Below are 24425 nucleotides of genomic sequence, written 5' to 3' on the forward strand. Positions count from 1 at the left end.
CGGCTGAAAATGATCCGACACCGTCGCCGAATCCATCCCCCGCTCCTCCGCGAGGACCGCCAACTCCACCAACTCCCGCGGCCCGAACTGCTCCGTCGACGCCTTGTACCCGAGCTTGAGTGCCACCGTTCCTCCTGGGATCTGGGGTGCTGCCGCCCGACGCGGCGCCTCTCGCGACGCTAAACGAATCGCCGGACCGATGCGGCAGTGGGGCCGACCGGTCGCTCAGGACCCGAGCACGGTGACGACGGCGGCGAAGGCCGCGACCCCGGCGATCGCGACGGCGAACACCCACAGGTCGCGTTCCTCCGGCATCGGCGCACCCGCCTCGAGCGCGCGCCGCACCTGCAGCCACCGGTGTAGCCCGGCGATCGGCGCCGCGACCGCGAGGAGGATCAGGACGAGTCCGAGCAGGGTGCGCACCCAGCCGGTGCCGAACTCGGGGACCAGGTGCACCATCGCGATGCCGCCGGCGAGCAGGCCGAGCGAGGTGCGGATCCAGGCAAGGAAGGTGCGCTCGCTGGCGAGGGTGAACCGCTCGTCGGGGCGGTTCGGCGGTGGGTTCGGGGCGTCGGCCACCGGCTCATCGTGTCACGGCGGGAGGTCGCGCGCCGGGCCACGCGCGGCGGCGCTCGGCAGGACGGAGGTGACGATTCGGGCGACAATGGCCGTGATCTGTAACACACCGCCACCCGATCGTGATCCACCTAGTGACCGCTGTCCGTGTCCGACCGAGGAGGACGTGCCCGTGAACTCATCGCATCGACGAACAAGTCACCTGAGGCGTGCAGGCGCCGCGGCTGCCCTGACGCTCTGCGCGGTTACCCTGCCCGCGGCGCCTGCCCTCGCCGTCGGCAGCGCCGGCAGTTCGGGCAGTTCCTCGGGCTCGGTCAGCGCGGGCAGCTCGGCGATTCCCCTGCCGATCTCCTCGCCAGCCGGATTGACCGCCCTCGCCGCCGCGACCACCCAAACCGGGAAGCCGTACCTGTGGGGCGGCGTCGGACCGAACGCCTGGGACTGCTCCGGCCTGGTCCAGTGGGCGTTCCGGCAGGCGGGCGTGCAATTGCCCCGGGTCAGTCAGGACCAGGCGTGGGCGGGCACCCCGATTCCATTCGCGGCGCTGGCACCCGGCGACATCATCACCTTCCGGGCCGCGAACGATCACGTCGGCATCTACGCCGGGTTCGGTCAGGTGTTCAACGCGTACGGCGCCGGGGTGCCGGTCGGGTTGATGCCGCTGTCGCAGATGCCGCCGATCAACCAGATCCGCCGGTTCTGACCGGACCCGATGAGTTCGGGCCGCGGTTCCGGTCAGTCCATGTGAGGACACCGACGTCCACGCGACATCGCACCGAGAGGACCGACCGTCATGCAGAAGTTCACGCCCTGTTTGTGGTTCGACTCGCAGGCCGAGGAGGCAGCGGCCTTCTACACCGGAATCTTCGCGAACTCGTCGATCGGCGAGATCAGCCGGTACGGGGAGGGCATGCCCAAACCTGCGGGCACCGCGATGACCGTCGCGTTCACCCTGAACGGTCAGGACTTCACCGCGCTCAACGGCGGGCCGGAGTTCTCGTTCACCGAGGCGATCTCGTTCCAGGTGGACTGCGCCGACCAGGCCGAGGTCGACCGCTACTGGGAGGCGCTCACCGCCGACGGCGGCGAGGAGTCGCAATGCGGCTGGCTCAAGGACAGGTTCGGATTGTCCTGGCAGATCGTGCCGTCGGCGTTGCCCGCCATCCTCGGCGGCCCCGACGCCGCGGGCGCCCAGCGGGCCGTCGCGGCGATGATGCAGATGCGCAAGCTCGACATCGGCGCGTTGCAGAGGGCGTACGACGGCGAATAGGTGTCGTCCCCACGCGCGCGGCGGTGGGCTGGCGCGCACACTGGACGGGTGACCACCGACGCGCAGGCCCCCGGCTGGACGTATCTGATGGACATGGACGGGGTCCTGGTCCACGAGGAGCACCTGGTGCCCGGCGCCGACGCGTTCCTGACCGAACTGCAGGAGTCCGGAACCCCGTTCGTCGTGCTCACCAACAACTCCATCCGCACGCCCCGCGACCTGCATGCCCGACTGCTGCAGTCCGGCCTCGACATCCCGGAGAAGTCGCTCTGGACGTCCGCGCTCGCGACCGCGACCTTCCTGCACAATCAGCGCCCGAACGGCACCGCCTACGTCGTCGGCGAGTCCGGCCTGACCACCGCCCTGCACGACATCGGGTACGTGCTCACCGACAACGACCCCGACTACGTGGTCCTCGGCGAGACCCGCACCTACTCGTTCGAGGCGATCACGACCGCGATCCGGTTGGTCGAGCGCGGGGCGCGGTTCATCGCGACCAACCCGGACGCCACCGGCCCGTCCCGCGACGGGTCCCTGCCCGCCACCGGTTCGGTCGCCGCCCTGATCACCCGGGCCACCGGCCGCGACCCGTACTACGTCGGCAAGCCGAACCCGCTGATGATGCGGTCGGCGCTGCGGGCGATCGGGGCGCACTCCGAGCACACGCTGATGATCGGCGACCGGATGGACACCGACATCGTTTCGGGACTGGAGGCGGGCCTGCAGACGATCCTGGTGCTCACCGGCATCTCCGGAAGGAGCACCGTCGAGGCGTTTCCCTACCGCCCGACGCTGGTGCTCGACTCGGTCGCCGACTTGTTGGGCCGAACAGCCACCCCGTTCCCTTGGGGTTCGGGGAGGCCACATTGGCCCACTCGGCGTCACCAAAGGGAACATCAAGAAACCCGCGGCCGGGGTCAGCGGAGGGGAACCGAACGGCCGGCGACGACCAGGACCACCGACTCGGACTCGGCGGCGACCGCTGCGTTGAGCCTGCCGAGCTCGTCCCGGAAGCGGCGACCTGCTGCGGTGGCGGGGACGACGCCGCTGCCGACCTCGTTGCTCACCGCGACGACCGGAACCCGAACCGCCCGCCACGCGCTCAGCAACGCGTCCACGTCGGCGTGCACTGCGCCCCAGGCCGTCTCGTCCATCCATGCCCCGGCCGCGTCGATGCGCCGGGTCAGCCAGGTGCCGAGGCAGTCGACGAGCACCGGCCCGGTCGCCGCCCGCAGCACCCCGACCAGGTCGTCGGTCTCGACGGTCCGCCACGGCGCCGGGCGCGACGCCCGGTGCGCGGCGATCCGGGACGCCCACTCGGCGTCGTCGCCCGCCGGTCCGCCGGTCGCCACGAACAGCACGTCGTCGCGGTCGGCGAGCAGCCGCTCGGCGTGCGTGGACTTGCCCGCGCGGGCGCCGCCGAGCACCAGGGTCCGGCGCGCCGGCGCCCCGTCCGGCACCCGATCTCCCACGGTCACCACCGTCCCGTCGTCGACGACGCGAGCCCCCCACGGCCGCAACCTGTCCGGCAGGTCGACCGGATTGTGGTGGCTCAGGTGCACGGCGATGACCTCGGTGCCGTCGACGACGGCTCCGGCCTCGCGAAGCGCGGCGAGCACGCGCGGGAACGTCCGCAGGTCGAGGTGGTCGGGCGCGTGCTCGGCAAGGTCCCCGAAGGTCTCCTCGAGGAACACCGCGTCGTACCGGGCGCCGCGCACCGCATCGAGTGTCGCCTCGGGCAACGGACCGGTGTCGGTGGCCCACAACAGTTTCCGACCGTCGACGGCCTCGACCTCGTACAGCACCGCGTCGCCGTCCCGGATCACCCGGTGGGCGGCGGGCAGCACCCGCACCCGGTGCTCACCGACCCGCAGCGACGCCCCCGGCGCGACGGGTACCCACCGCACCGGCTCGTCGGGGCCGACCCAGTCCCGGCACAGGTCCAGCGCCTCCGGCGGTCCGATCACCTCCAGCGGTTCCGCGCTCACCCAGGACCGCATCAGCAGCGCCAACGGCCCGGTGTGGTCGGGGTGGGCGTGGGTGAGCAGCAGGTGCCGCACCCGGGCCAGCGAGCGGCCCGCGTGCGCGGCGGCCCGGGGAACCTCCGGTCCGCAGTCGAGCAGCAGCACGTCGTCGACGAGGGCAGCGGTCTGGGCGCGGATCTCGCCGCGCCGCAGCAGGGTCAGGCAGGATGCGCAGCCACAGAACGGGTTGGGCCACCCGTCGGCGGCACCGGTCCCGAGCAGCACGACCTCCATCAGGTTCCCGGCCCGATCGGCAGCACGACGGGGCCGTCCGGCCGGTGCAGGACCTCCACCCGCGCGTCGTACACCGCCCGGATCCGCTCCGCGGTCAGCACCTCGGCGGGGGTGCCGTCCGCGACGACACCGCCGTCGGCGAGCATCACGATCCGACGCCCGTACTGGCCAGCGAGGGTGAGGTCGTGCATGGCCGCGACGACGGTCAGCCCGTCCGCGGCCCGCAGCGTGTGCACCAGGTCGAGCACCTGCTGCTGGTGTCCGATGTCGAGGGCGCTGGTCGGTTCGTCGAGGAGCAGTACCCGCGGCTGCTGTGCGAGCGCGCGGGCCAGCACCACCCGCTGCAACTCCCCGCCCGACAGGTCGGTCGCGGACCGCGCTGCGAGGGCATGCAATTCGAGCCGTTCGAGGAGGTCGTCGACGACGGCGTGGTCGGTCGCGGTCTCGGTGCCGAACCGGGACAGGTGCGGGGTGCGGCCGAGCAGGATCAGCTCGCGCACGCTCACCCCGTCCGGGACGACGGGCCGCTGCGGCATCAGCGCCACGGTCCGGGACATGGTGCGGCGCGGCGCCACCGCCGGGTCGTGCCCGCCGACGCGCACCTCCCCCGTCGCGGGGACCAGCCCAGCCACCGCGTGCAGCAGGGTGGTCTTGCCCGCGCCGTTCGGCCCGACCACGGCGACCCACTCGCCCTGGTCCACCGCCAGGTCGACCCCGTCGAGCACGGTCGCCCTGCCGAGGCGGACCCGCAGCCCGCGGCAGGCGATCACGTCGCCCGCCCCCGCCGCAGCACCAGCAGGAAGAACGGGGCCCCGATCGCGGCGGTGACCACCCCGATCGGCAGTTCCGCTGGCGACATGACCGTCCGGGCCAGCACGTCCGCGAGGACGAGGAACGCGGCACCGAGCAGCAGCGACAGCGGCAGCAGCAACCGGTGACCGGGCCCGACGACGAGCCGGATCGCGTGCGGCACCACGATTCCCACGAAACCGATCAGGCCGCTGACCGACACGACCGCCGCGGTGCCCAGGGTCGCGGCGGCGACCAGGGTCAGCCGGACCCGCGCCGGATGCACCCCCAGCGAGGCGGCCTCGGTGTCCCCGACCGCCATCACATCCAGGACGCGCCGGTGCAGGCCGATCACGACCACCGCGACCAGAACGTACGGCAGCACCATCACGACCTGCGTCCACCCGTCGGTGCTCAGCCTGCCGAGCAGCCAGTTGTACACCTGACGCAGGGTGTCGTCGTGCTGCTGCTGCAGGAACGTCTGCGCCGCATTGGCGAACGCGGCGACCGCGACCCCGGCGAGGATGATGACGACCTCGCTGCGCGCTCCCCCCATCCCGCGGCCGAGCAGGTAGGTTGCGGCAACCGCGACGACCCCACCGAGAAAGGCGGCGGCCGGAATCCCGAAGGAGCCCATCGCGATTCCGGACACGATCGCCACGGTCGCACCGAGCCCGGCGCCACTGGAGACGCCGAGCAGAAACGGGTCGGCGAGCGGATTGCGGAACACCCCCTGGTAGGCGGCGCCCGCGAGCGCGAGGGTCGCGCCGACCACCGCGCCCAACACCACCCGCGGCAACCGGATCTGCCACAGGATCGCGTGCTGCTGCGCGGTGAGACCGGAGTCGACGTCCACCCCGGGGAGCGCGTCGAGCAGGCCGAGCAGCACCGCGCGCACGGTCAACCCGGCCGGACCGACCGTGACCCCGACGGCCAGCGCGGCGAGCAGCAGCACCACCGCGACGGCGAGGATCGGGCCCCGCCCGGTCCTGGTCACTCCGACGAGGGCCACCGCGGGGTCACCGCGCCGCGACCGGTTGCGCGGACACCACCGCGCCGATCTCGCGGACCAGGTCCACCACCCGGGGCCCCCATCGGCTGGCGAGGTCCTCGTCGAGGACGTGCACCTGCCCGGTGGTGACGGCCCGCATCCCCGCCCAGCCCGGTCGCGCCGCGACCGTCGTCGGGGTGACGCCGCAGCACTGGCCGTCGGCGAGGAAGACCAGGTCGGGGTCCGCGGCGACCACGAACTCGGTAGATAGCTGCGGGTACTGGTCGCCGGCCGTGCCGTCGGCGATGGACTCGAGCCCGAACCGGCCGTAGACCTGACCGAGGAAGGTGTCGCCGGTGACGGTGTAGAGGGTGTCGTCGAGTTCATGGAAGTACCGCAGCGGCGCGTCCCGCCGCGGGGTCGCGGCGACGACCGCGTCGATCTGCTCCCGCATCGACGCGGCCAGGTCCCGCCCCTCATCGGCATGGCCGGTGGCGACACCGACGCGTTCCACCTGCTCGTACGCGTCGTCGAGGGTCTGCGCGGCGGGCAGCAGCAGGGTCGGCACCCCCGCCGCGGCAAGGCCGGACACCAGGCCGCCGAGGTCATCCGACGCGATCACCAGGTCCGGGTTGCGGCCGAGGATGGCCTCCACGTTCGGCGAGAACCCGGACAGGTCGGTGGTGGGAACCCCGGCGGGGTGGTCGGACCGGTCGTCGACGGCCACCACCTGCTCCCCCGCCCCGACCGCCCACAGGGTCTCGGTCGCGGACGGGCTGAGCGAGATGATCGCGTCGGGCCGCTCGGCGAGGGTCACGTCGCCGTCCCCCGACGGCACCGTCACCGGGAACGCGCCGCCCGAGGTCGGCGCCGGGTCGCCTGCGCCGTCACCGGTGCTGGCGCAGCCGGACACCACCGCGACGACGGCGGCCAGCGCGACCACCGACCGCCGGGGCCACGACACCCGCTGCACCACCGCCGACGTCCGCACGGTCAGCGCAACGCCTGCGCGAGGTCCTCGAGCAGGTCCTCGGGGTCCTCCAGGCCGACCGAGAGCCGGACGACACCGTCGGACAGGCCGATCGCGGCCCGGCCCTCCGGCCCCATCGCGCGGTGCGTCGTCGTCGCCGGGTGGGTGATCAGCGACTTGGAGTCGCCGAGATTGTTCGAGATGTCCACGATGCGCAGCTTGTTCAGCAGCTCGAACGCCTTCTTCTTGCCCTCCCCCTCGCCCGCGGCCAGCTCGAACGTGACGACGGTGCCGCCGCCGCTCATCTGCGATCGGGCAAGGTCGTACTGCGGGTGCGACTCGAGGTACGGGTACTTCACCCAGCTGATCGCGTCGTCCGCCTCGAGGAACCGGGCGATCCGCAGCGCGGTGTCGGTGGAGTGCTGCACCCGCAACGGCATCGTCTCGAGCCCCTTGAGCAGGGTGTGCGCGTTGAACGGGCTCAGCGACGGGCCGGTGTGCCGGATCAGGTTCTTGACCGGGCCGTCGATGTAGTCCGTTGGGCCGAGGATCGCACCGCCGAGGACGCGGCCCTGACCGTCGATGTGCTTGGTGCCCGAGTACACGACGACGTCGGCGCCGAGGTCGAGGCTGCGCTGCAGCAGCGGCGTCGCGAACACGTTGTCGAGGACGACGGTCGCGCCAGCGGCGTGCGCCATCTCCGACACCCGGCGAACGTCGACGAGGGTCTGCATCGGGTTCGACGGCGTCTCGAAGAAGACCGCGGTGGTCGGCACCGACAGCGCCTGTTCCCACTGGTCGAGGTCCTCGCCGTCGACGAACACCGTCTCGACCCCCCACCGGGGCAGGATCTCGTTGCAGACCACAAAGCACGACCCGAACAGGCTGCGGGCCGCGACGAGGCGGTCCCCCTTGCCGAGCAGCGCCGCCAGCGCGGTGAACACCGCGGACATGCCGGACGCGGTCGCGAAGGCGCCCTCGGCCCCGTCGAGCAGGCGCAGCCGCTCCTCGAACATGGTGACGGTCGGGTTGCCGTACCGGGAGTAGACGAAGTGGTCGACCTCGCCGGTGAAGGCCTGCTCGGCGGCCTCCGCCGACTCGTACACGAACCCGGAATTCAGGTAGATGGCCTCGGAGGTCTCCTCGAAGCCGGAGCGGAGCACACCGGCGCGGACGCCGAGCGTCGCCGGACGGACGGTGTCCGGCAACGCCCTCGAAAACGCGCCACCACGGGGGATTCCACTCACGACTGCCTCCACGAGAGTCCGACGGCACGCCACCCGGCACCGCCACGATGACCGTGCTCGTCGAGACCGCCTTCGAACCCGTCGAGCACGTTGTAGGACGGGCCGATCCCGGCGGCGGTCGCGGCCTCCGCGGCTCCGATGGACCGCTGCCCCGACCGGCACAGGAAGATCACCTCGGCGTCCTCGCCGCCGGCGATTCCGGCGCCCCTGAGCTGGCCGACGAAGTCGTCGTTGCGCGCTCCGGCGACCGACACCCACTCGATCAGGATCGGCGGGCGGCCGAGTTCGGCGGTGTCGGGAAGACCGACGAACCGCCACTCCGCATCGGTGCGGACGTCGACCAGGACCGCCTTGGGATGCTCGCGCAGCAGGTCCCATGCCTGCTGCGGAGTCAGGTCGCCTGCATAGCTCATGGCCTCAGTTTTTCACAGCCCCGGAAACCGGTTCACGCCACGACCCCCGCGGCGGTCGGGACCGCGGAATCTGCGGGGACCGGACCCGCCACAAACCCGGGTTGTGGCCCCTCAAGACGCGCTGCCCTAGCGAAGGGGGCCGCGGCGGCGGAGTATCGACAGTTGAGGGGTCGACCCAGGCCGCCCACACAAGTTAGGTACGGCTCAGTAAGCTGGGGACCGCGGCGGTACGCCCGAGGCACGGCCCCTGCGATCCGGTCCGCACACCGAACCGTCCGTCCGCTAGTCGCAAAGGTAGTTCGTTCGAGATGACTGACCAGAATCGTCCGCTCCGAGTGGCCATCGTCGGCGCCGGCCCCGCAGGCATCTACGCCGCCGACGCCCTCATGAAGTCCGACACCGCCGCCGACCGCGGCATCAGCATCGACCTCTTCGAACGCATGCCCGCCCCCTTCGGACTGATCCGCTACGGCGTCGCCCCCGACCACCCCCGCATCAAGGGCATCATCACCGCCCTGCACAAGGTGCTCGACAAGCCCCAGGTCCGCCTGCTCGGCAACCTCGACTACGGCACCGACATCACCCTCGACGACCTGCGCACCTTCTACGACGCGGTGATCTTCTCCACCGGCGCCAACGCGGACCGCGCCCTGAACATCCCCGGCATCGACCTCGACGGCAGCTACGGCGCCGCCGACTTCGTGTCCTGGTACGACGGCCACCCCGACGTGCCGCGCGAGTGGCCGCTCGAGGCCGAGAAGGTCGCCGTCCTCGGTGTCGGCAACGTCGCCCTCGACATCGCCCGGGTGCTCGCCAAGACCGGCGACGAACTGCTGCCCACCGAGATCCCCGCGAACGTCTACGAGGGACTCAAGGGCAACAAGGCCGTCGAGGTGCACGTCTTCGGCCGCCGCGGACCGGCCCAGGCCAAGTTCACGCCGCTCGAGCTGCGTGAACTCGACCACTCCCCGACCATCGAGGTGATCGTCGACCCCGAGGACATCGACTACGACGAGGGCTCCGAGCAGGCGCGCCGCAACTCGAAGCAGGTCGACATGGTCGCCAACACCCTGCAGGACTGGGCGATCCGCGACGCGGGCGACCGCCCGCACAAGCTGTTCCTGCACTTCTTCGAGTCGCCCACCGAGGTGCTCGGCGAGGACGGCAAGGTCGTCGGCCTGCGCACCGAGCGCACCGAACTCGACGGCACCGGCAACGTCCGCGGCACCGGCAGGTTCAACGACTGGGACGTGACGGCCGTGTACCGCGCCGTCGGCTACCTGTCGCAGAACATCGCGAAGCTGCCGTTCGACGACCAGGCGGGGACCGTCCCCAACGAGGCGGGCCGCGTCATCGGCGAGGACGGCACGCACATCGCGGGCACCTACGTCACCGGCTGGATCAAGCGCGGCCCCGTCGGCCTGATCGGGCACACCAAGGGCGACGCCAACGAGACCGTCGCGAACCTGCTCGCCGACGCCCCGACCTTCGCGGGCGCCGCCTCCCCCGACGAGAACGCGATCATCGAATTCCTGGAGGCGAAGAACCTGCCGTACACCACCTGGGACGGCTGGTACCGGCTCGACGCCCACGAGCGCAGCCTCGGCGAGCCGCACGGCCGCGAACGCATCAAGGTCGTCGAACGCGAGGACATGCTGCGCGCGTCGCAGCAGTAGACAACCATGCGCGAGCGTGGCCTCCCGGAGGCCACGCTCGCGTCATCGACAGGGCATGCTTCATCTGTGTTTGACGCGCACGTTCACATCATCGATCCGCGATTTCCGCTGGTCGAGAATCACGGCTACCTGCCGGAGCCGTTCACCATCGCCGACTACCGGGCCCGGGCGGCCGACCTCGGGGTGAGCGTCGACGGCGGCGCCGTCGTGACCGCGTCGTATCAGGGCACCGACCAGGACTATCTGGTCGCGGCGCTCGCCGAGCTCGGGCCGGGCTGGGTGGGGGTCGCCCAGCTCGACCCGGACGCCACCGACGAGGACATTCTCGCCCTCGACGGTGCGGGGGTCCGGGCCGTCCGCTTCAACCTCAGGCGCAGCGCCACCGACCTGAAACTGCTGACCACGCAGGCGCTGCGCGCCTGGGACCTGGCCGGCTGGCACGCCGAGTTCTATGTGGACGCGACGCTGCTGCTCTCGCTCGAGCCGGTGTTCAAGAAGTTGCCCGCCGTCAGCATCGACCACCTCGGGATGTCCACCCGCGGCCTGCCCTACCTGCTCGACCTCGTCGACCGCGGCGCGAAGGTCAAGGCGACCGGTTTCGGGCGGGCCACGATGGACAACGTCGGCGACGCCCTGCGCCGCATCCACACCGTCAACCCCACCGCGCTGATGTTCGGCACCGACCTGCCCGGCACCCGCGCGCGTCGGGCCTACCAGCAGCGCGACCTCGAGACCGTCGCGGACGCGGTCGGTGCCGACCTCGACGCCGTGCTCGGCGGCAACGCCCGCGCCTTCTACCGCATCTGACCACCCACCCGGCCCGCCAGACCACCCACCCCCTGACCGTGTCGCCCGGCCCGCCAGACCGCCCACCCGCCTGACCGAATGTGGGATTCGGTCACTTCATGTGACCGAATCCCACATTCGGTCAGGCCGGGGTGACGCGGTCAGGTCAGTGCGACGCGGTCAGGTCAGTGCGACGCGGTCAGGCCGGGGTGACGCGGTCAGACCAGTGCGACGGCGGCCAGCCAGACGCCGGACGCCAGCAGCGCGCCGAGCAACTCCACCAGGATCGACAGGCCCACCGCTTTGGTCGCGTGCACGGTCGACCGCCACGCGTCGGCGTGGGTGCGGTGCCGCTGCGCCTCCGACAGGTAGGTGCCGAGCAGGAACCCGAGCAGCAGGCCGATCACCGGGATCACGAAGAACCCGACGATGCCGAGCAGGGCCCCGATCACCAGCGACCGGTTCGGGACCCCGGCGTCCCGCATCCGCCTGCCCGGCCAGGTGTACTTGACGACCCCCGAGATCACGAGCAGCGCGGCGGCGACACCGAACACCGCCCAGGCCGTTGCGGTTCCCTCCACGACCGCCCACACCCCGATCGCCCCGAGGATCAGGAGCGCACCGGGCAGGATCGGCAGCACGACGCCGACCAATCCGACCAGGATCGCCAGCCCGACCAGTACCTCCGCACCCGCACTCACGGGCGTCACTGTGCCAGAGGGCAGGATGGTCGGCCATGGAACTGGGCATCGACACCACCATGACACTGCTGGCGGCCGGGTTGATCTTCCTGTTGGCGCTCGGCCTCGGCGTCTGGAAGTACCGGCAGATGGCGACCTCGGAGAACCACCTGGCGCACCCGTACGTCGACATCGCGCACCGCGCCGCGCTGATGTACGCGTTCGCGACCGCGTTGATCGCGGTGTTCGTCGAGCTCAGCGCCTGGCCGACGGGCGTGAACCTGACCGCCGCCGCGGTGGTGGTGTGCTTCTTCGTCGCCGCGATCGGCAGCTACATCCTGCACGGCGCCCGCCGCGACACCGACAATCAGTTCGCGCACGCAGGCGTCCCGCTGCACCTGTCGATGGCGGCGCTGATCGTCGGCGAAATCGGCGGTTTCGCGGTACTCTTCGCCGGATTCGTCGCGGGCCTGCTGTAGCGGCGGCCGGTCGTGATAGGTTGCCCCGCAATGTTGCCCGGATTCCCGGGCGGCAGTCACGAGGGGGCACCGTGAGAGTTCGGGGACGATTCGGTTTGGGCGCGCTCACGACGGCACTGGTCGTCGCGGCGGGGATCGCGGTCGGTGCGGGGACCGCGTCGGCGGATCCGGTGAAGTTCGGGCCGTTGCCCGTTCCGTTCGATCTGGGGGCGGCGTTTGGGGTCGGCATGCTGCCGGAGGCGTCACCGCCCGGCGCGAACGACCCGAACTGCACGCCGTCGGAGGAACATCCCAACCCGGTCATTCTGGTGAATCCGACCGGTACCAACCAGTCGCTGGCCTGGCAGGCCGGCGCCCCGCTGTTGAAGAACAACGGCTACTGCGTGTTCTCGTTCAACTACGGAAACCCGGTGTGGCTGTCAGAGATTCCGTTCCAGGGCCTCGACGACATCCGGTCCGGATCCCGGAAACTGGCCGCCAAGGTCGACGAGGTGCGGGCCCTCACCGGCGCCGCGAAGGTCGACCTCGTCGGGCATTCTCAGGGCGGCGGGATCATGCCGCTGTACTACCTCAACGTGCTCGGCGGCGACCGGTACGTGGACAAGATGGTCGGCATCTCGCCGTCCAATCACGGCACCTCGCTCAACGGGATCGTGTTCATGCGCACCATGTTCCCGCCGCTGGGGCCCGCGGTGTACCGCGGCCTGGAGGCGATCACCCCCGCCCTCATCCAGCAGGCGCTGGACAGTCCGGTGCAGCGGGAGGTCTACGGCAACGGCGACACCCGCCCCGGGGTCACCTACACGACGATCGTCACCGAGTACGACGAGGTGGTCACCCCGCACACGAACCAGTACCTGGACGGGCCGAACGTCACCAACATTCTGCTCCAGGACGGCTGCCCGCAGGACCGCAGCGACCACGTCTCGACGCTGTACAACGAGCGGTCGTGGCGTTTCGTGCTTGGCGCCCTCGACCCGGACAACGCGACCCCCGTTCCGTGCATGCCGCAGGGGTTCCTCTTCCCCGGGAACTGGTGAGCGGTCCGATCGTGACCCACGGCACACCGGCGCCCCGTCTCGGGTTACGGTCAGTCGATCGGGCCGCACCGCGCCCCAGAAACGAGGAGAGTCGTGACCGCTGAAGCTGTGTCAGGGAAGGGCCCGCTCGCGGGCATCCGCGTCGTCGAACTGGCCGGGATCGGCCCCGGCCCGCACGCCGCGGTGCTGCTCGCCGACCTCGGCGCCGACGTCGTGCGGGTGCAGCGGGCCGGGCAGATTCCGGGCCCCGACGCCCGCCACGACCAGACCCAGCGTGGCCGCCGGGTCGTCGAGGCGAACCTCAAGGATCCCGCCGACATCGAGAAGGTGCTCGGCCTCCTCGAGCGTGCCGACGTGCTGATCGAGGGCTTTCGCCCCGGCGTCACCGAGCGGATGGGCCTGGGCCCCGATGTCGCACTTGAGCGCAACCCGCGGCTGGTGTACGGCAGGATGACCGGCTGGGGCCAGGAGGGACCGCTCGCGCAGTCCGCGGGGCACGACATCAACTACATCTCGCTGACCGGTGTGCTGCACGCGATCGGCCGTGAAGGGGAGCGCCCCGTCCCGCCGCTGAACATGGTCGGCGACTTCGGTGGCGGCTCGATGTTCCTGGTGTTCGGCATCCTCGCCGCCCTCGTCGAGCGGCAGACCTCCGGCAAGGGCCAGGTCATTGACGCGGCGATGGTCGACGGCACTCTTGCCCTCTCGCACATGATCTGGAGCTTCCGCGGCACCGGCCTGTGGTCCGACGAGCGCGGCGTGAACATGCTCGACACCGGTGCCCCCTACTACGACACCTACGAGACCGCCGACGGCAAGTACATGGCGGTCGGGGCGATCGAGCCGCAGTTCTACGCCGAGCTGCTGCGCCTGCTTGAGCTGGATCCGGCGGCGCTGCCCGGCCAGAACGACCGGAACGGCTGGCCGGATCTGCGCAAGATCCTCACCGAGACGTTCCTGTCGAAGACCCGCGACGAGTGGGCGGTGATCTTCGACGGCACCGACGCCTGCACCACCCCGGTGCTGACCTTTGCCGAGGCCCCGGACAACGCGCACATCGCGGCCCGCGGCTCGCTCGTCGAGCTCGACAGGGTCGTCCAGCACCGGCCAGCGCCGCGGTTCTCCCGCACTCAGCCGGGCCTGCCGACCCCGCCGGCGACCGAGGCCACCGACATCGACGGCCTCTGGCGCTGACCGGAATTACCCGCGATGGTCGTGCCGGGTCCCGCGGCACGACCATCGCCGGTGTCATCGGGCACTTCCGACGGTCGCGGTGGCGCCCCCGCGTGTGAAGGAGACACCTCCGATGGTCAGCGCACTCGTTCACACCCCGAAGAGGCGTGAGTACTTGTCCGCCGCAGCCGAATCGGTGCGCGGAAGCCTGCGACCCCGGCGACCAGACCGGCGACTGCTTGAGTCCATCGTCGATGTTGGTTTGCCGACCGGGATCCGCACAGTCAGAGTCCGACCGCTGCCCCAAATTCCCCGGCTCGTACCGGAAATCGGCATCGTCGAAGGCCGGCGCACCGTGCACAGAGTCGCCAATTCCCTCACGGCCTTCGTCGTCGAGCACCCCGACGCGACGTTCATCGTCGACCCCGGGTTGTGCCGCAACCCCGAGACACGAGCCCTCCATGAGCTTCCTGGTGGCCCACTACGCATGGCCATGAGACCAACAAGCAGGGCAATCGCCACCGCCGACGCGCTGCGCATCGAGCCATACACCCTCGATTTCGCGTTGCCAACGCACGCTCACTGGGATCACGTGTCGGGCTTGCTGGACATGCCAGGCCTCCCTGTCCACCTGCGGGAGAGCGAACGTGCTTGGATCATGGACGGCGCCATAGCACCCCACGGCGGAGTCCGGGACTCGTTGTCTGCGCCCCGCACGATCGTGACCTACGACCTCGACGGGCCACCCATCTCGACTTTCACGGCAAGCCATGACGTCTTTGGCGACGGGTCCGTCGTCCTGGTCGAGTTGGCTGGGCACACCCCCGGAAGCGTCGGTGTCCTTGCCCGCACGACACGGGGGTGGGTTCTGCTTGCTGGAGACGCCGCGTGGCACTACGAGCAAGTCGATCGCCTGCGCCAAAAGACCGGCTTTCCAGGACGGTTCGCCGACAACGACCGCGACGCCGCCTTCTCGACACTGCATCGCCTCCATGTGGCGCGGCACCGCGTGCGTGTCATACCCACTCACGATCACCACGCTGCACAGCGGCTCATCGAGTAACAGAGGACAACGCAGACCCAGCTCACCTCGGTGCAGGCATCGCCGGGGGTATCCGATCCCCGGCCACCTCGAGTAGCCCCCGACACGCGGGCGCTGGCGCCACGACCGTCAGATCACCAGCGCGGGACGACGCGGAACCGCACCACCCGACAGCGTCCGGTCGGCCTCGGCCAGCCCGCGCACCGCGGCCCGCAGCGACTGCTCGTCGAGCGCGTACGGCAGCCGCAGGTACCGCTCGAATGCGCCCTCCACCCCGAATCGGGGGCCGGCGGACAGCTGCACCCCGTGGGCGGGTGCGGTCGCGGCGAGCGCCGTCGACAGCGGCTGCGGCAGCTGCACCCACAGCGCCATCCCGCCGGGGCCGGGATCGCAGCGCCACTGCGGCAGGTCGGCGGCCAGCGCGTCGAGCAGCGCCCCGCGCCGGTCCCGGAGCTGCTGCCGCCGGGCCGCGAGCAGCCGGTCGGGGTCGGCGAGCAGCCGGGCCGCGGCGAGCTGCTCGAGCACGGCGGTGCCCATGTCGAGCGCCGACCGCACCGCGAGCAGCGCGTTGATCGTCGCGGTGTCCGCGCGGATCCACCCGACCCGCAGCCCCGACCAGAAGGCCTTCGACATCGAGCCGAGGGTGACGATGTCGGCCCGCGTTCCCCGTGCGAACGCGGCGACCGGGGTCGGGGTCGGGGCGTCGAGCCCGAGGTCGGTCATGGTCTCGTCGATCACCAGGGTCATCCGGGTGTCGGCGGCGATCCGGACCAGTTCGGCGCGGCCCGCGTCGTCGAGGCAGTAGCCGGTCGGGTTGTGGAAGTCGGGCACCAGGTAGGCCAGCTTCGCCGCGGACTGCCGCGCCGCGACGCGCAGACCCTCAAGGTCCCAGCCCCGCGCCTCCAGCCGCAGCGGCACCGGAACGGTGAGCGCCCCGCGCCGCCGGATCGCCTCGATCCCGTTCGTGTAGGTGGGGTGGTCGATCAGGACCCGCTCCCCCGGCGCGGCGAGCAACCCGAGCACCAGCACGAGCGCCTGCTGGGCGCCGGTGGTGATCATGATCTGGTCAGGGTCGGTGGGGACGCCGCGGTCGCGGTACCGCCGCGCAACGGCCTCCCGCAGTTCGGGGGTGCCGAGCGGCGCGAGCCCGTGGCCGCCGAGGTGGGCGGGCAGCGCGTCCAGGGCCGCGGCGTAGACCTCGCGGAGCGCGTCGGCGGGCGCGGGCATGGACGCGCAGGTCAGGTCGAGCAGGCGCCCGGGGATTGGGTCACTCGCCGGGGGCATCCGGCGGGCGGGGACCGCGACGGTGCTGCGCGACCCCTGCCTGCTGACCAGGTATCCGTCCTCCCGCAGCGCGGCGTAGGCGGCGGTGATGGTGGTGCGGCTGAGGCCGAGCGCGGCGGCGAGCTCGCGTTCGCTGGGCAGGGCCACCCCGAGCGGGATCCGGCCGTCGGCGATGAGCAACCGGACCGCGTCGGCGAGGGCCCGGTAGGCGGGGAACCGGCTGGCGCGGCTGCGGACCCCGTCCGGCTGCCACCGGCCGAGGTCGCGGGCAAGGGTGGACGCGCCGATCACCCGCATCGCGGCGTCTCCTGACGATTCATGCAGACCAGTATTGCCAAAGTGGCTATTTCTTTCAATGCCAGTTTCCCTCGACGATGAGGCCATGGCCCCGTTCCTCACCTTCGCCCTCGCCCTCGCCGCGCTGACCGCGGTCGCCCTTGTCGGCCGCCGCCGCGGCACCCCCCTCTTCCGCCTCGACCAGTTTCGACCGGCGGCACCGCTGGCGGGACACCTCCCCGACCAGCGCGACGCCGATCGCACCCTCGCGGACCTGCAGGCGGCCGCCGACCGCAGCGCCCCCGGCATCGCCGCCGGACGCGAACTCACCGCAAAGCAGTCCAGTTGACCCCAACTGGACTGTTCCGCCGGGAGGGTTGTCGGCGACTCCGGCCATGCTGGAACCCGTGACGACGCGGTACTGGTCCTTCTTCGACACCGCCCTCGGGCGGTGCGGCCTGGTCTGGTCCGAGCGGGGCATCGCTGGCCTGCAGCTGCCGGAGCCGTCGGACGCCGCGACCCTCCTCCGCCTGCGCGCCTGCTTCCCCGACGCCGTGGAGCGTCCCCTCGGCCCCGGTCAGCGTGCCGCCGTCGACCGGATCACGTCGCTGCTCGCAGGCGGGTCCGACGACCTGGCCGACCTCGACCTCGACCTGACCGGCATCGGGGACTTCGACCGCCGCGTCTACGCGGTTGCCCGCGCGATCGGCCCCGGCCGGACCCGGACCTACGGGGACGTCGCGGCCGCGCTCGGCAGCCCCGGCGCGGCGCAGGCCGTCGGGCAGGCGTTGGGGCGCAACCCGATCCCGGTCGTCGTCCCCTGCCATCGCGTGCTCGCCGCCAACGGCGCGGTCGGCGGGTTCTCCGCGTCCGGCGGCACCGTCACCAAGCGGGCCCTGCTCGCGGCCGAGCACACCCCCGGCTTCGACGACCCGGCGCTGTTCTGACGACCGGGTCAGCCGGTGACGATCGGCAGTCCCGTGGATTCGGCCGCCGCGTCAAGGCCGCCCGCATCGGTGAGACGCGTGAAACCCGCGGCCTCCATCCGGGCGACGGCCTGCGCGGATCGACTGCCCGACCGGCAGTAGACGAGGTAGGCAGCGTCCGGGTCGAGCGCCGCGATCGAGGAGTCGAACGCCGCCGACTGCAGGTCGATGTTGCGGGCACCATCGAGGTGCCCGGCCGCGAACTCGGCCGGGGTTCGCACGTCGATCAGCACGACCGGGGTCGCGGTCCCGGATGCGTCCGCCGCCGACAGGCCGGTGGCGCCGTCGCCCGCGCATCCGGTGACGAGCGCAGCGAGGGTGAACAGCGCGGCACCAACAAGGAGCAGCAGCCGGAATCGACGGAACACCTGCGGACACTCCCTCTGATCGAAAACCTAGTCCGCCCGACGCTACCGGCCGGGGTGTCACGACGGCGAGGTGGATGACCGGGAAGCGGCGAGCCCGCCCGGTGCGACACCGGGCGGGCTCGTCGGGGCGAACGGATCAGGCGAGCACGTCGTGCCGGACGATCGTCTCGTCGCGGCCAGGGCCGACACCGATGCAGGAGATCCGGGCGCCGGACAGTTCCTCGAGTCGCAGCACGTAGTTCTTGGCGTTGACCGGCAGTTCCTCGAACGTGCGGCAGTGCGAAATGTCCTCCCACCAGCCGGGCATCTCCTCGTAGACCGGCTTGGCGTGGTGGATCTCGGTCTGCGACATCGGCATTTCGTCGTGCCGGACCCCGTCGACGTCGTAGGCAACGCAGATCGGCACCGTGTCGAGGCCGGACAGCACGTCGAGCTTGGTGAGGAAGTAGTCGGTGATGCCGTTAACCCGGGTCGCGTAGCGGGCGATCACCGCGTCGAACCAGCCGGTGCGGCGGGCGCGACCGGTGGTGACGCCGACCTCGCCGCCCTGCTTGGCCAGGTACTCGCCGTGGTTGTCGAACAGTTCGGTCGGGAACGGGCCGGAGCCGACGCGGGTCGTGTACGCCTTGAGGATGCCGAGCACGGTGGTGATCCGGGTCGGTCCGATGCCGGAGCCGACGGCCGCACCGCCCGACGTCGGGTTCGACGACGTCACGTACGGGTAGGTGCCGTGGTCGACGTCGAGCAGCGTGCCCTGCGACCCCTCCAGCAGCACCGTCTCCCCGCGTTCGAGGGCCCGGTTCAGCTCGAGCCGGGTGTCGGTGATGCGGTGCTTGAAGCCCTCCGCCTGACCGAGCACCTCGTCGACGACCTGCTGCGGGTCGAGGGCCTTGCGGTTGTAGATCTTCGCCAGCACCTGGTTCTTGAATTCCAGTGCGGCCTCGACCTTCTGGGTGAGGATCTTCTCGTCCAGCACATCGGCGGCCCGGACGCCGACGCGGGCGATCTTGTCCTGATAGCAGGGGCCGATGCCGCGACCGGTGGTGCCGATCTTCCTGGCCCCCAGGTAGCGCTCGGTGACCTTATCGATGGCCACGTGGTACGGCATGATCAGGTGCGCGTCGGCGGAGAGCAGCAGGTTGGAGGTGTCCACCCCGCGCTCCTCCAGGCCGGCCAGCTCGTCGAGCAGCACACCGGGGTCGACGACGACACCGTTGCCGATCACGTTCTTCACACCCGGGGTGAGGATGCCGGACGGGATCAGGTGCAGCGCGAACTTGTCGCCGTTCGGCAGGACCACGGTGTGGCCTGCATTGTTGCCGCCCTGGTAGCGGACCACCCACTGCAGGCTGCCGCCCAGTAGATCGGTAGCTTTGCCCTTACCCTCGTCGCCCCACTGGGCCCCGATGAGGACGATTGCCGGCATGACGTCTCCTAGAGTCGACAGACATCTGCGCATCTCAGCGCAGAGGCCAGCCGTCCGTGGACAGTGGCCGGGACGACAGTTTAGCCCAGTGCACCCGGGCACCCCGCGGGCACATCACCCCCGGGCCCGCCCGGGACCCCGGTGACCGTCACGCCGCCGGGTGGTCGTGCAGCCACGGAGCCGGGCTGACCTGCACGGCCAGGCCGCCATCGTCGGCGGCCGACCGCACGATGCAGATCGGCGGAGCCCACACCGCCCCGTCGGGTTGCAGGTAGATCGGGCGGTCCGGGTCGCCGCCGAGCAGATAGCTGACACCGGAACTCATCCGGAACCGTCCCGTCCCGTGCGCGGCGATCCGGGGCGGGGCGCCGGGCACACCGCCGGTCCGCCCAGACTCCTCCGGGTCGAGCACCAGTTCCTCGTTCGTCGTGTTGACCATCGTGACACTCACGGTTGGCATCGGAATCCACCTCGGTCGGATCGTCCGGTCGGGTCACACACTGTCGTCGACATCGGGGGATCGGTCATTCGGCGACGAGCGCGAATCCGGGACGCCCGTCGCGCCCGAGCACGATGCCGGCCACCACCACCCCCGGGCCCGCCCGGACCGTCTCGTCCACCCGGTACGTGTCGTCCGGCGCGGGCCGCGTCTCCACGGTCACCATCCCACCGACCAGGGTGAGCATGTTGAACCACACCACCCGCACCGGTCCCGGGGGCGCGTCGGCGGGCAGGTCAGCGGTCACGTGCACCACCTCCGGTTCCATCGTGCTCCGTTCGACGTCGGCGTGCACGACGTGGGCGCCGACCACCGGTTGCACCTGGAACGGGTGGCTGAGAGCGGCGGTGGGCGTGGACATCTGCCCGATGCCGAGGTCGAGTAGGTCCACCGCGGCCCGCAGGTCCACCGAGGTCTCGGCCGCACCCTCCCTCCGCATCTCGCTCACCACGGAGGTGAGTCCGGATCGGCAGAACCGGGTCACCCGGGCCTGACGTCGTCGGGGAGGCTCGTCGGTGGTCAGCATCGGATGCTCCGATTGTCGGCTGAGGTGGCCGGCCGGCCGCCGAGGCGAGGCGCCGACCGCACCTCCAGCCTAGGACCGGAAGGTCTCGAACGGAGCGACAATTCGGCAACCATCGGACCACCGGGTGCCGACGGCGGCGGCGACGTTCGTATCGTCGAGGACGACCATCGCGGACCGACCGGAGCTGACCCTTGACCATTCACGTACTCGCCTGCGGTGGCGCCGAGGTGCCCGCCGCCCTGGCCGCGCTGCCCGTCACCGCCGCCCCCGCGGTGCCCGCGAAGCCCGACTTCGACGCACTCCTCCCGCTTCTCGATGATGGGACGGCGACCCGACTGGTCGTCGTCGGGGACGACGGCGCGCTGGCGGCCACGGTCACCCGGCTGATGCGCGGCGAGCGGCTGCACATCGAGGTCGGGTACGTCGCCGCCGAGCGGACGCCTGCCACCCGGCTCTACGGGCTGCCCGTCGCGGAGCGGGCGGCGCGGCTCGCGCGCGGCGGCGACGCGTCCGCGGTGCCGCTGATCCGGGACGACTCCGGCACCGCCCTGATCGGCGAGGCGACGATCACCGGCCCCGACGGCGGGCCGCTCGTCGGTGAGGCGTACGCGGATTCGGAGCGGGTGTTCTCCGGGGAGATCGCCCGCCTGCGGGTGACGCCGACCGTCGCGCTGCCCGGGGTGCGCGCCACCGCGGGCAGGCGATGGGGGCGCGAGCGCTGGCTGCCCGCCCGCGCGGTGCAGCTCGGCGCGGTCGGGGCGGTGGTCACCCGGGACGGCGTCACCACCGCGCGGGCGCTGAAGCGGTGCAGCTTCTACCGCGACCCCCGCGAATGGCTGCTGGTCCGCTGAGCCGCGGCGTCGTCGTCGATCGTGCCCGGGCTCACCGGTAGAGCGCGGCGATGCTCCGGCCCGCCGCCTCCAGGTCGGCGAGGCTCGACGCGATGCGGACGTCCGCGAACGCCGGATGGTGCTCGGCGCCGTCGGCGACGGAGCCGACGACCGCGTGCACCGGCCGCCCGGCGGAGCGGCCGAGGATCTCGGACACGATCTTGCCCTGGCCGGTCTGGGCGTCGAGCCGCCCCTCCCCCACGACGACGGCCTGCGCGGCGGCGACCGCATCGGCGAATGACAGCGCGTCGAGCAGGTAGCCGGCGCCGGAGACGATGCGGGCGCCGAACCTCGCCCACAGCCCGCCAGCGAGGCCCCCGGCCGCGCCGGACCCGATCACCGGCTCCGGGTCGCGGGGCAGCCGGGACCGGGTGTCCCGCAGTCGCCGGGTGAGGAACTCCACGTCGCCGGGGTCGGCCCCCTTCTGCGGACCGAACACGACGGCCGCGTCGGTATAGCGGGTGCGGACGTCGCTCAACACGGTCAGCCGGGCGTCCCCGATCCCGCCCGCGGCCTCGATCGCGGCAATCGCGCCGATCCCGCCGTCGGTGGTGGCGGAACCGCCGACGGCGACGACGATCTCGCGGGCGCCGTGCCGGGCCGCGTCCGCGATCTGCAGCCCGACCCCGGCGGTGTCCGCCGCCCGCGGGTCGCGAATCCCGAGGTGCGGGATCGTCAGCCCGCACGTCCGCGCGACCTCGACGACGGCGAGCCCGTCGGCGGACAGGCCGAATGTCGCGCGCAGGGGCGCATGCCACGGGTTGACGGCGTCCCCCTCGATCAGGCCCAGCCGCAACGGTTCCCGCAGCACATCGAGGGTGCCCTCGCCGCCGTCGGCGACCGGCATCCGCACCGCCGTCACACCCCCCGCCTCGAGCCCGCGCGCGATGGCCGCCGCGACGTCGGGCGCGCTGTGCGTGCCCTTGAAGCTGTCGGGCGCCACCACCACCGTCATCCCGCCCACGCCTCCGGATTCACGGGGTGCGGCGGAATTTCCCTGCGCGACATCGCGATCGCGTTCCGCGCACACAGCTGCGACATCTTGGCCCGCACCGTGACGGTGGCACTGCCGAGGTGTGGGAGCAGCACCGTATTGGACAGCTCGGCGAGCCCCGGCGCCAGCCTCGGCTCGTTCTCGTACACATCCAGTCCGGCACCGGCGATCACCCCGCCGCGCAGCGCGTCGACGAGGGCGCTCTCGTCGACGACCGGCCCGCGGGCGGTGTTCACCAGGATCGCGCCCGGCTTCATCCTGGCGAGCACGTCGGCGTCGATGAGGCGCTGCGTCGACGGCGCGAGCGGGACGTGCACGGACACGACGTCCGAGGTCGCGATCAGCTCGTCGAAGGAGATCCGCGGGCCGAGCACCGGGTCGGCCGTCGGCGCCGGGTGGGCGACGTCGTGCGGGCCGCGCGCCGAGCAGTGCCGCACGGTCATCTCGAATCCGGCGGCGCGGCGGGCCGTGGCGGCCGCGATCCGGCCGTGCCCGATCAGGCCGAGGGTGGCGCCGGTGACGTCACTGCCGAGCAGCAGTTGCGGCTCCCAGCCGTCGAACCTGCCCTGCCGCAGGAACCGGTCCGCCTCCACGCAGCGCCGGGCGGTGGCCAGGATCAGCAGCATCGCGATGTCGGCGGTCGGCGCGGTGAGGACACCGGGGGTGTTGCCGACCATGATGCCGCGGGCGGTGGCCGCCGCGACGTCGATGTTGTCGACACCGACGGCGTAGTTGGATATCCCGTCGATCCGGGCGTCCGCCAACTCGGCAGCACCGAGGCGGTCGGTCAGCTGCGACAGGACGACGGAGTACTCCCCGGAGGAGCAGGCGGCCACCAGCTCGGCGGCGGTGTGCTCGTGCTCCCACACGGTGACCGACCCCGCGCCGCCGAGCAGGCGCAGCGCCGGCTCGGGCAGCGGTGTGGTGACCAGGAACCGTGGAATGCTCACGCTGGTACTTGTACACCGCGGTGCGCGGCCGCGTCGACGACCCGCCGGGGCGGGCCATACTGGCCGCATGCCCTCCGCCCGTACCGTCGTCCGGCCCAGCCCGGTGTTCCTCGCGGTCGTCGCCGTCACGGTCGCGGGCGGGGTGCTCGCATGGCAGGCGCCGCCGCGGTCGACGGCCGCGGGCGTCGGAGTGTTCATCCTCGTCGTCGCCGGCTGGGTGGTCACCGTCTGCCTGCACGAGTTCGCGCACGCCGTCACCGCGTGGCGGTACGGCGACCACGACGCAGCGGCCCGCGGCTACCTGACCCTCAACCCGCTCCGGTACAGCCACCCGCTGCTGTCGATCGGGCTGCCGGTGCTGTTCATCGCGATCGGCGGCATCGGGCTGCCCGGCGGGGCCGTGTACCTGCGCACCGACCTTCGGTCCCCGCGGGAGACCCGCCGGATCGCTCTGGCCGGGCCCGCGGTCAACGCGGTCACCGCCGTCGCCCTGCTGCTCGTGATTCGGCTGTTCGCGGACACCGATTCCCGCCCGGTGTTCTGGTGGGGCCTCAGCTTCCTCGCGTTCCTGCAGGTGATGGCGACCGTCCTGAATCTGCTGCCGGTCCCCGGCCTGGACGGCTACGCCGCCGTCGAACCGTCGCTGCGTCCGAGCACCCGCCGCTCGCTCGACCGGTACAAGGGCCTCGGCATGCTCGCGCTGATCGCGCTGCTGTTCGTCCCGACGATCAACCGGGCGTTCTTCGACGCCATCTACGCGCTGGTCGAACTCTCCGGTGTCCCCGCCGACTGGGCCCGCTACGGCGGTTTCGTGATGCGCTTCTGGACATAGCCCA

Annotated in this window: 27 protein-coding genes and 2 pseudogenes; 13 read left to right on the top strand and 16 right to left on the bottom strand. The window is 71.7% G+C overall.

All coding sequences use genetic code 11. The features are described 5' to 3' along the window. A pseudogene (locus tag ACWF62_RS18595) lies at positions 1 to 126 on the bottom strand (glucose-6-phosphate dehydrogenase (coenzyme-F420)); the annotation flags it as partial. A gap of 99 nt (positions 127 to 225) precedes the next feature. Beyond that, on the bottom strand, positions 226 to 579 hold the full coding sequence (locus ACWF62_RS18600; RefSeq protein ID WP_378508865.1) for a YidH family protein: 354 nt from the start codon (positions 577 to 579) through the stop codon (positions 226 to 228). A gap of 169 nt (positions 580 to 748) precedes the next feature. Between ACWF62_RS18600 and ACWF62_RS18605 the strand changes: the two genes are divergently transcribed. The 3 genes and pseudogenes from ACWF62_RS18605 to ACWF62_RS18615 all read left to right on the top strand — a co-directional run. Next, positions 749 to 1279, top strand: a complete 531-nt coding sequence (locus ACWF62_RS18605; RefSeq protein ID WP_378508866.1) for a C40 family peptidase — start codon at positions 749 to 751, stop codon at positions 1277 to 1279. Between the two features lie 90 nt (positions 1280 to 1369). Next, a complete protein-coding gene (locus ACWF62_RS18610; RefSeq protein ID WP_378508867.1) occupies positions 1370 to 1846 on the top strand; it encodes a VOC family protein in 477 nt (158 codons plus the stop codon). 87 nt (positions 1847 to 1933) lie between these two features. Next, positions 1934 to 2689: pseudogene (locus ACWF62_RS18615) on the top strand (HAD-IIA family hydrolase); the annotation flags it as partial. Between the two features lie 74 nt (positions 2690 to 2763). Here the strand turns inward: ACWF62_RS18615 and ACWF62_RS18620 are convergent. Genes ACWF62_RS18620 through ACWF62_RS18645 form a run of 6 tightly spaced genes read right to left on the bottom strand, consistent with a single transcriptional unit; the run spans position 2764 to position 8514 of the window. Next, a complete protein-coding gene (locus tag ACWF62_RS18620; protein WP_452630921.1) occupies positions 2764 to 4104 on the bottom strand; it encodes a bifunctional adenosylcobinamide kinase/adenosylcobinamide-phosphate guanylyltransferase in 1341 nt (446 codons plus the stop codon). After that, complete coding sequence (locus ACWF62_RS18625) at positions 4104 to 4874, bottom strand: ABC transporter ATP-binding protein (RefSeq protein WP_378508869.1); 771 nt, start codon at positions 4872 to 4874, stop codon at positions 4104 to 4106. Before ACWF62_RS18625 ends, ACWF62_RS18620 begins: the two co-directional genes overlap by 1 nt. After that, complete coding sequence (locus tag ACWF62_RS18630) at positions 4871 to 5866, bottom strand: FecCD family ABC transporter permease (protein ID WP_378508982.1); 996 nt, start codon at positions 5864 to 5866, stop codon at positions 4871 to 4873. Before ACWF62_RS18630 ends, ACWF62_RS18625 begins: the two co-directional genes overlap by 4 nt. A gap of 46 nt (positions 5867 to 5912) precedes the next feature. Beyond that, the gene (locus ACWF62_RS18635) at positions 5913 to 6848 is read right to left on the bottom strand and encodes an ABC transporter substrate-binding protein (protein WP_452630922.1); all 936 of its coding nucleotides are present in this window, start codon (positions 6846 to 6848) and stop codon (positions 5913 to 5915) included. A 29-nt stretch (positions 6849 to 6877) separates the two neighbouring features. Further along, positions 6878 to 8101, bottom strand: coding sequence for an O-succinylhomoserine sulfhydrylase (locus ACWF62_RS18640; protein WP_378508871.1), 1224 nt, complete (start codon positions 8099 to 8101; stop codon positions 6878 to 6880). Next, positions 8098 to 8514 carry a rhodanese-like domain-containing protein gene (locus ACWF62_RS18645; RefSeq protein ID WP_378508872.1) on the bottom strand — a complete coding sequence of 139 codons (417 nt, stop codon included), beginning with the start codon at positions 8512 to 8514 and terminating at the stop codon, positions 8098 to 8100. Before ACWF62_RS18645 ends, ACWF62_RS18640 begins: the two co-directional genes overlap by 4 nt. A gap of 308 nt (positions 8515 to 8822) precedes the next feature. On the opposite strand from ACWF62_RS18645, the gene ACWF62_RS18650 reads away from it, so the two are divergent. Together ACWF62_RS18650 and ACWF62_RS18655 are read left to right on the top strand one after the other, a co-directional pair. Then, positions 8823 to 10190, top strand: a complete 1368-nt coding sequence (locus tag ACWF62_RS18650; protein ID WP_378508873.1) for an FAD-dependent oxidoreductase — start codon at positions 8823 to 8825, stop codon at positions 10188 to 10190. Positions 10191 to 10256: 66 nt separating this feature from the next. Next, complete coding sequence (locus ACWF62_RS18655; protein ID WP_378571523.1) at positions 10257 to 10997, top strand: amidohydrolase family protein; 741 nt, start codon at positions 10257 to 10259, stop codon at positions 10995 to 10997. A 197-nt stretch (positions 10998 to 11194) separates the two neighbouring features. Here the strand turns inward: ACWF62_RS18655 and ACWF62_RS18660 are convergent, their stop codons facing one another. Beyond that, a complete protein-coding gene (locus ACWF62_RS18660; RefSeq protein WP_378508875.1) occupies positions 11195 to 11677 on the bottom strand; it encodes a DUF456 domain-containing protein in 483 nt (160 codons plus the stop codon). A gap of 35 nt (positions 11678 to 11712) precedes the next feature. Here ACWF62_RS18660 and ACWF62_RS18665 point away from each other — a divergent pair, with 35 nt between their 5' ends. From ACWF62_RS18665 to ACWF62_RS18680, 4 genes are all read left to right on the top strand, one after another. Beyond that, a complete protein-coding gene (locus tag ACWF62_RS18665) occupies positions 11713 to 12135 on the top strand; it encodes a hypothetical protein (protein WP_452630926.1) in 423 nt (140 codons plus the stop codon). 95 nt (positions 12136 to 12230) lie between these two features. Next, complete coding sequence (locus ACWF62_RS18670; RefSeq protein ID WP_452630928.1) at positions 12231 to 13175, top strand: esterase/lipase family protein; 945 nt, start codon at positions 12231 to 12233, stop codon at positions 13173 to 13175. A 93-nt stretch (positions 13176 to 13268) separates the two neighbouring features. Further along, the gene (locus tag ACWF62_RS18675) at positions 13269 to 14369 is read left to right on the top strand and encodes a CaiB/BaiF CoA transferase family protein (protein ID WP_452630930.1); all 1101 of its coding nucleotides are present in this window, start codon (positions 13269 to 13271) and stop codon (positions 14367 to 14369) included. Between the two features lie 112 nt (positions 14370 to 14481). Beyond that, positions 14482 to 15411, top strand: coding sequence for an MBL fold metallo-hydrolase (locus ACWF62_RS18680; RefSeq protein ID WP_452630932.1), 930 nt, complete (start codon positions 14482 to 14484; stop codon positions 15409 to 15411). A gap of 108 nt (positions 15412 to 15519) precedes the next feature. Here ACWF62_RS18680 and yczR read toward each other — a convergent pair whose 3' ends face one another. After that, on the bottom strand, positions 15520 to 16971 hold the full coding sequence (gene yczR / locus ACWF62_RS18685; RefSeq protein WP_378571203.1) for a MocR-like transcription factor YczR: 1452 nt from the start codon (positions 16969 to 16971) through the stop codon (positions 15520 to 15522). An 85-nt stretch (positions 16972 to 17056) separates the two neighbouring features. Here yczR and ACWF62_RS18690 point away from each other — a divergent pair, with 85 nt between their 5' ends. Together ACWF62_RS18690 and ACWF62_RS18695 are read left to right on the top strand one after the other, a co-directional pair. Then, the gene (locus tag ACWF62_RS18690) at positions 17057 to 17299 is read left to right on the top strand and encodes a hypothetical protein (protein WP_378508896.1); all 243 of its coding nucleotides are present in this window, start codon (positions 17057 to 17059) and stop codon (positions 17297 to 17299) included. Positions 17300 to 17345: 46 nt separating this feature from the next. Continuing rightward, positions 17346 to 17897, top strand: coding sequence for a methylated-DNA--[protein]-cysteine S-methyltransferase (locus ACWF62_RS18695; protein WP_452630935.1), 552 nt, complete (start codon positions 17346 to 17348; stop codon positions 17895 to 17897). 8 nt (positions 17898 to 17905) lie between these two features. Here ACWF62_RS18695 and ACWF62_RS18700 read toward each other — a convergent pair whose 3' ends face one another. From ACWF62_RS18700 to ACWF62_RS18715, 4 genes are all read right to left on the bottom strand, one after another. Further along, on the bottom strand, positions 17906 to 18304 hold the full coding sequence (locus tag ACWF62_RS18700; protein ID WP_452630937.1) for a rhodanese-like domain-containing protein: 399 nt from the start codon (positions 18302 to 18304) through the stop codon (positions 17906 to 17908). Between the two features lie 136 nt (positions 18305 to 18440). Next, on the bottom strand, positions 18441 to 19730 hold the full coding sequence (locus ACWF62_RS18705; RefSeq protein WP_378508899.1) for an adenylosuccinate synthase: 1290 nt from the start codon (positions 19728 to 19730) through the stop codon (positions 18441 to 18443). A gap of 148 nt (positions 19731 to 19878) precedes the next feature. After that, positions 19879 to 20190, bottom strand: coding sequence for a hypothetical protein (locus ACWF62_RS18710; RefSeq protein ID WP_378508900.1), 312 nt, complete (start codon positions 20188 to 20190; stop codon positions 19879 to 19881). 64 nt (positions 20191 to 20254) lie between these two features. Further along, positions 20255 to 20755, bottom strand: coding sequence for a hypothetical protein (locus ACWF62_RS18715; protein ID WP_378508901.1), 501 nt, complete (start codon positions 20753 to 20755; stop codon positions 20255 to 20257). A gap of 191 nt (positions 20756 to 20946) precedes the next feature. Between ACWF62_RS18715 and ACWF62_RS18720 the strand changes: the two genes are divergently transcribed. Continuing rightward, the gene (locus ACWF62_RS18720; protein ID WP_452630938.1) at positions 20947 to 21606 is read left to right on the top strand and encodes a hypothetical protein; all 660 of its coding nucleotides are present in this window, start codon (positions 20947 to 20949) and stop codon (positions 21604 to 21606) included. Between the two features lie 31 nt (positions 21607 to 21637). Here the strand turns inward: ACWF62_RS18720 and ACWF62_RS18725 are convergent, their stop codons facing one another. Continuing rightward, entirely contained in the window at positions 21638 to 22600 is a 963-nt protein-coding gene (locus ACWF62_RS18725) for a glycerate kinase (RefSeq protein ID WP_452630939.1), read from the bottom strand. Further along, positions 22597 to 23589, bottom strand: a complete 993-nt coding sequence (locus ACWF62_RS18730) for a 2-hydroxyacid dehydrogenase (RefSeq protein WP_452630940.1) — start codon at positions 23587 to 23589, stop codon at positions 22597 to 22599. Before ACWF62_RS18730 ends, ACWF62_RS18725 begins: the two co-directional genes overlap by 4 nt. 67 nt (positions 23590 to 23656) lie before the next feature. On the opposite strand from ACWF62_RS18730, the gene ACWF62_RS18735 reads away from it, so the two are divergent. After that, the gene (locus ACWF62_RS18735; RefSeq protein WP_452630941.1) at positions 23657 to 24421 is read left to right on the top strand and encodes a site-2 protease family protein; all 765 of its coding nucleotides are present in this window, start codon (positions 23657 to 23659) and stop codon (positions 24419 to 24421) included. Positions 24422 to 24425: the final 4 nt, after the last annotated feature.

The organism is Rhodococcus sp. NPDC054953, assembly GCF_053609225.1.

Excerpts from the sequence above, each read along its gene's own strand:
- ACWF62_RS18680 (WP_452630932.1), top strand. The coding sequence starts at position 14,482 with ATGGTCAGCGCACTCGTTCACACCCCGAAGAGGCGTGAGTACTTGTCC.
- yczR (WP_378571203.1), bottom strand. The coding sequence starts at position 16,971 with ATGCGGGTGATCGGCGCGTCCACCCTTGCCCGCGACCTCGGCCGGTGG.
- ACWF62_RS18650 (WP_378508873.1), top strand. The coding sequence starts at position 8,823 with ATGACTGACCAGAATCGTCCGCTCCGAGTGGCCATCGTCGGCGCCGGC.
- ACWF62_RS18695 (WP_452630935.1), top strand. The coding sequence starts at position 17,346 with ATGCTGGAACCCGTGACGACGCGGTACTGGTCCTTCTTCGACACCGCC.
- ACWF62_RS18665 (WP_452630926.1), top strand. The coding sequence starts at position 11,713 with ATGGAACTGGGCATCGACACCACCATGACACTGCTGGCGGCCGGGTTG.
- ACWF62_RS18620 (WP_452630921.1), bottom strand. The coding sequence starts at position 4,104 with ATGGAGGTCGTGCTGCTCGGGACCGGTGCCGCCGACGGGTGGCCCAAC.
- ACWF62_RS18715 (WP_378508901.1), bottom strand. The coding sequence starts at position 20,755 with ATGCTGACCACCGACGAGCCTCCCCGACGACGTCAGGCCCGGGTGACC.
- ACWF62_RS18705 (WP_378508899.1), bottom strand. The coding sequence starts at position 19,730 with ATGCCGGCAATCGTCCTCATCGGGGCCCAGTGGGGCGACGAGGGTAAG.
- ACWF62_RS18690 (WP_378508896.1), top strand. The coding sequence starts at position 17,057 with ATGGCCCCGTTCCTCACCTTCGCCCTCGCCCTCGCCGCGCTGACCGCG.
- ACWF62_RS18645 (WP_378508872.1), bottom strand. The coding sequence starts at position 8,514 with ATGAGCTATGCAGGCGACCTGACTCCGCAGCAGGCATGGGACCTGCTG.
- ACWF62_RS18610 (WP_378508867.1), top strand. The coding sequence starts at position 1,370 with ATGCAGAAGTTCACGCCCTGTTTGTGGTTCGACTCGCAGGCCGAGGAG.
- ACWF62_RS18735 (WP_452630941.1), top strand. The coding sequence starts at position 23,657 with ATGCCCTCCGCCCGTACCGTCGTCCGGCCCAGCCCGGTGTTCCTCGCG.
- ACWF62_RS18710 (WP_378508900.1), bottom strand. The coding sequence starts at position 20,190 with ATGCCAACCGTGAGTGTCACGATGGTCAACACGACGAACGAGGAACTG.
- ACWF62_RS18725 (WP_452630939.1), bottom strand. The coding sequence starts at position 22,600 with ATGACGGTGGTGGTGGCGCCCGACAGCTTCAAGGGCACGCACAGCGCG.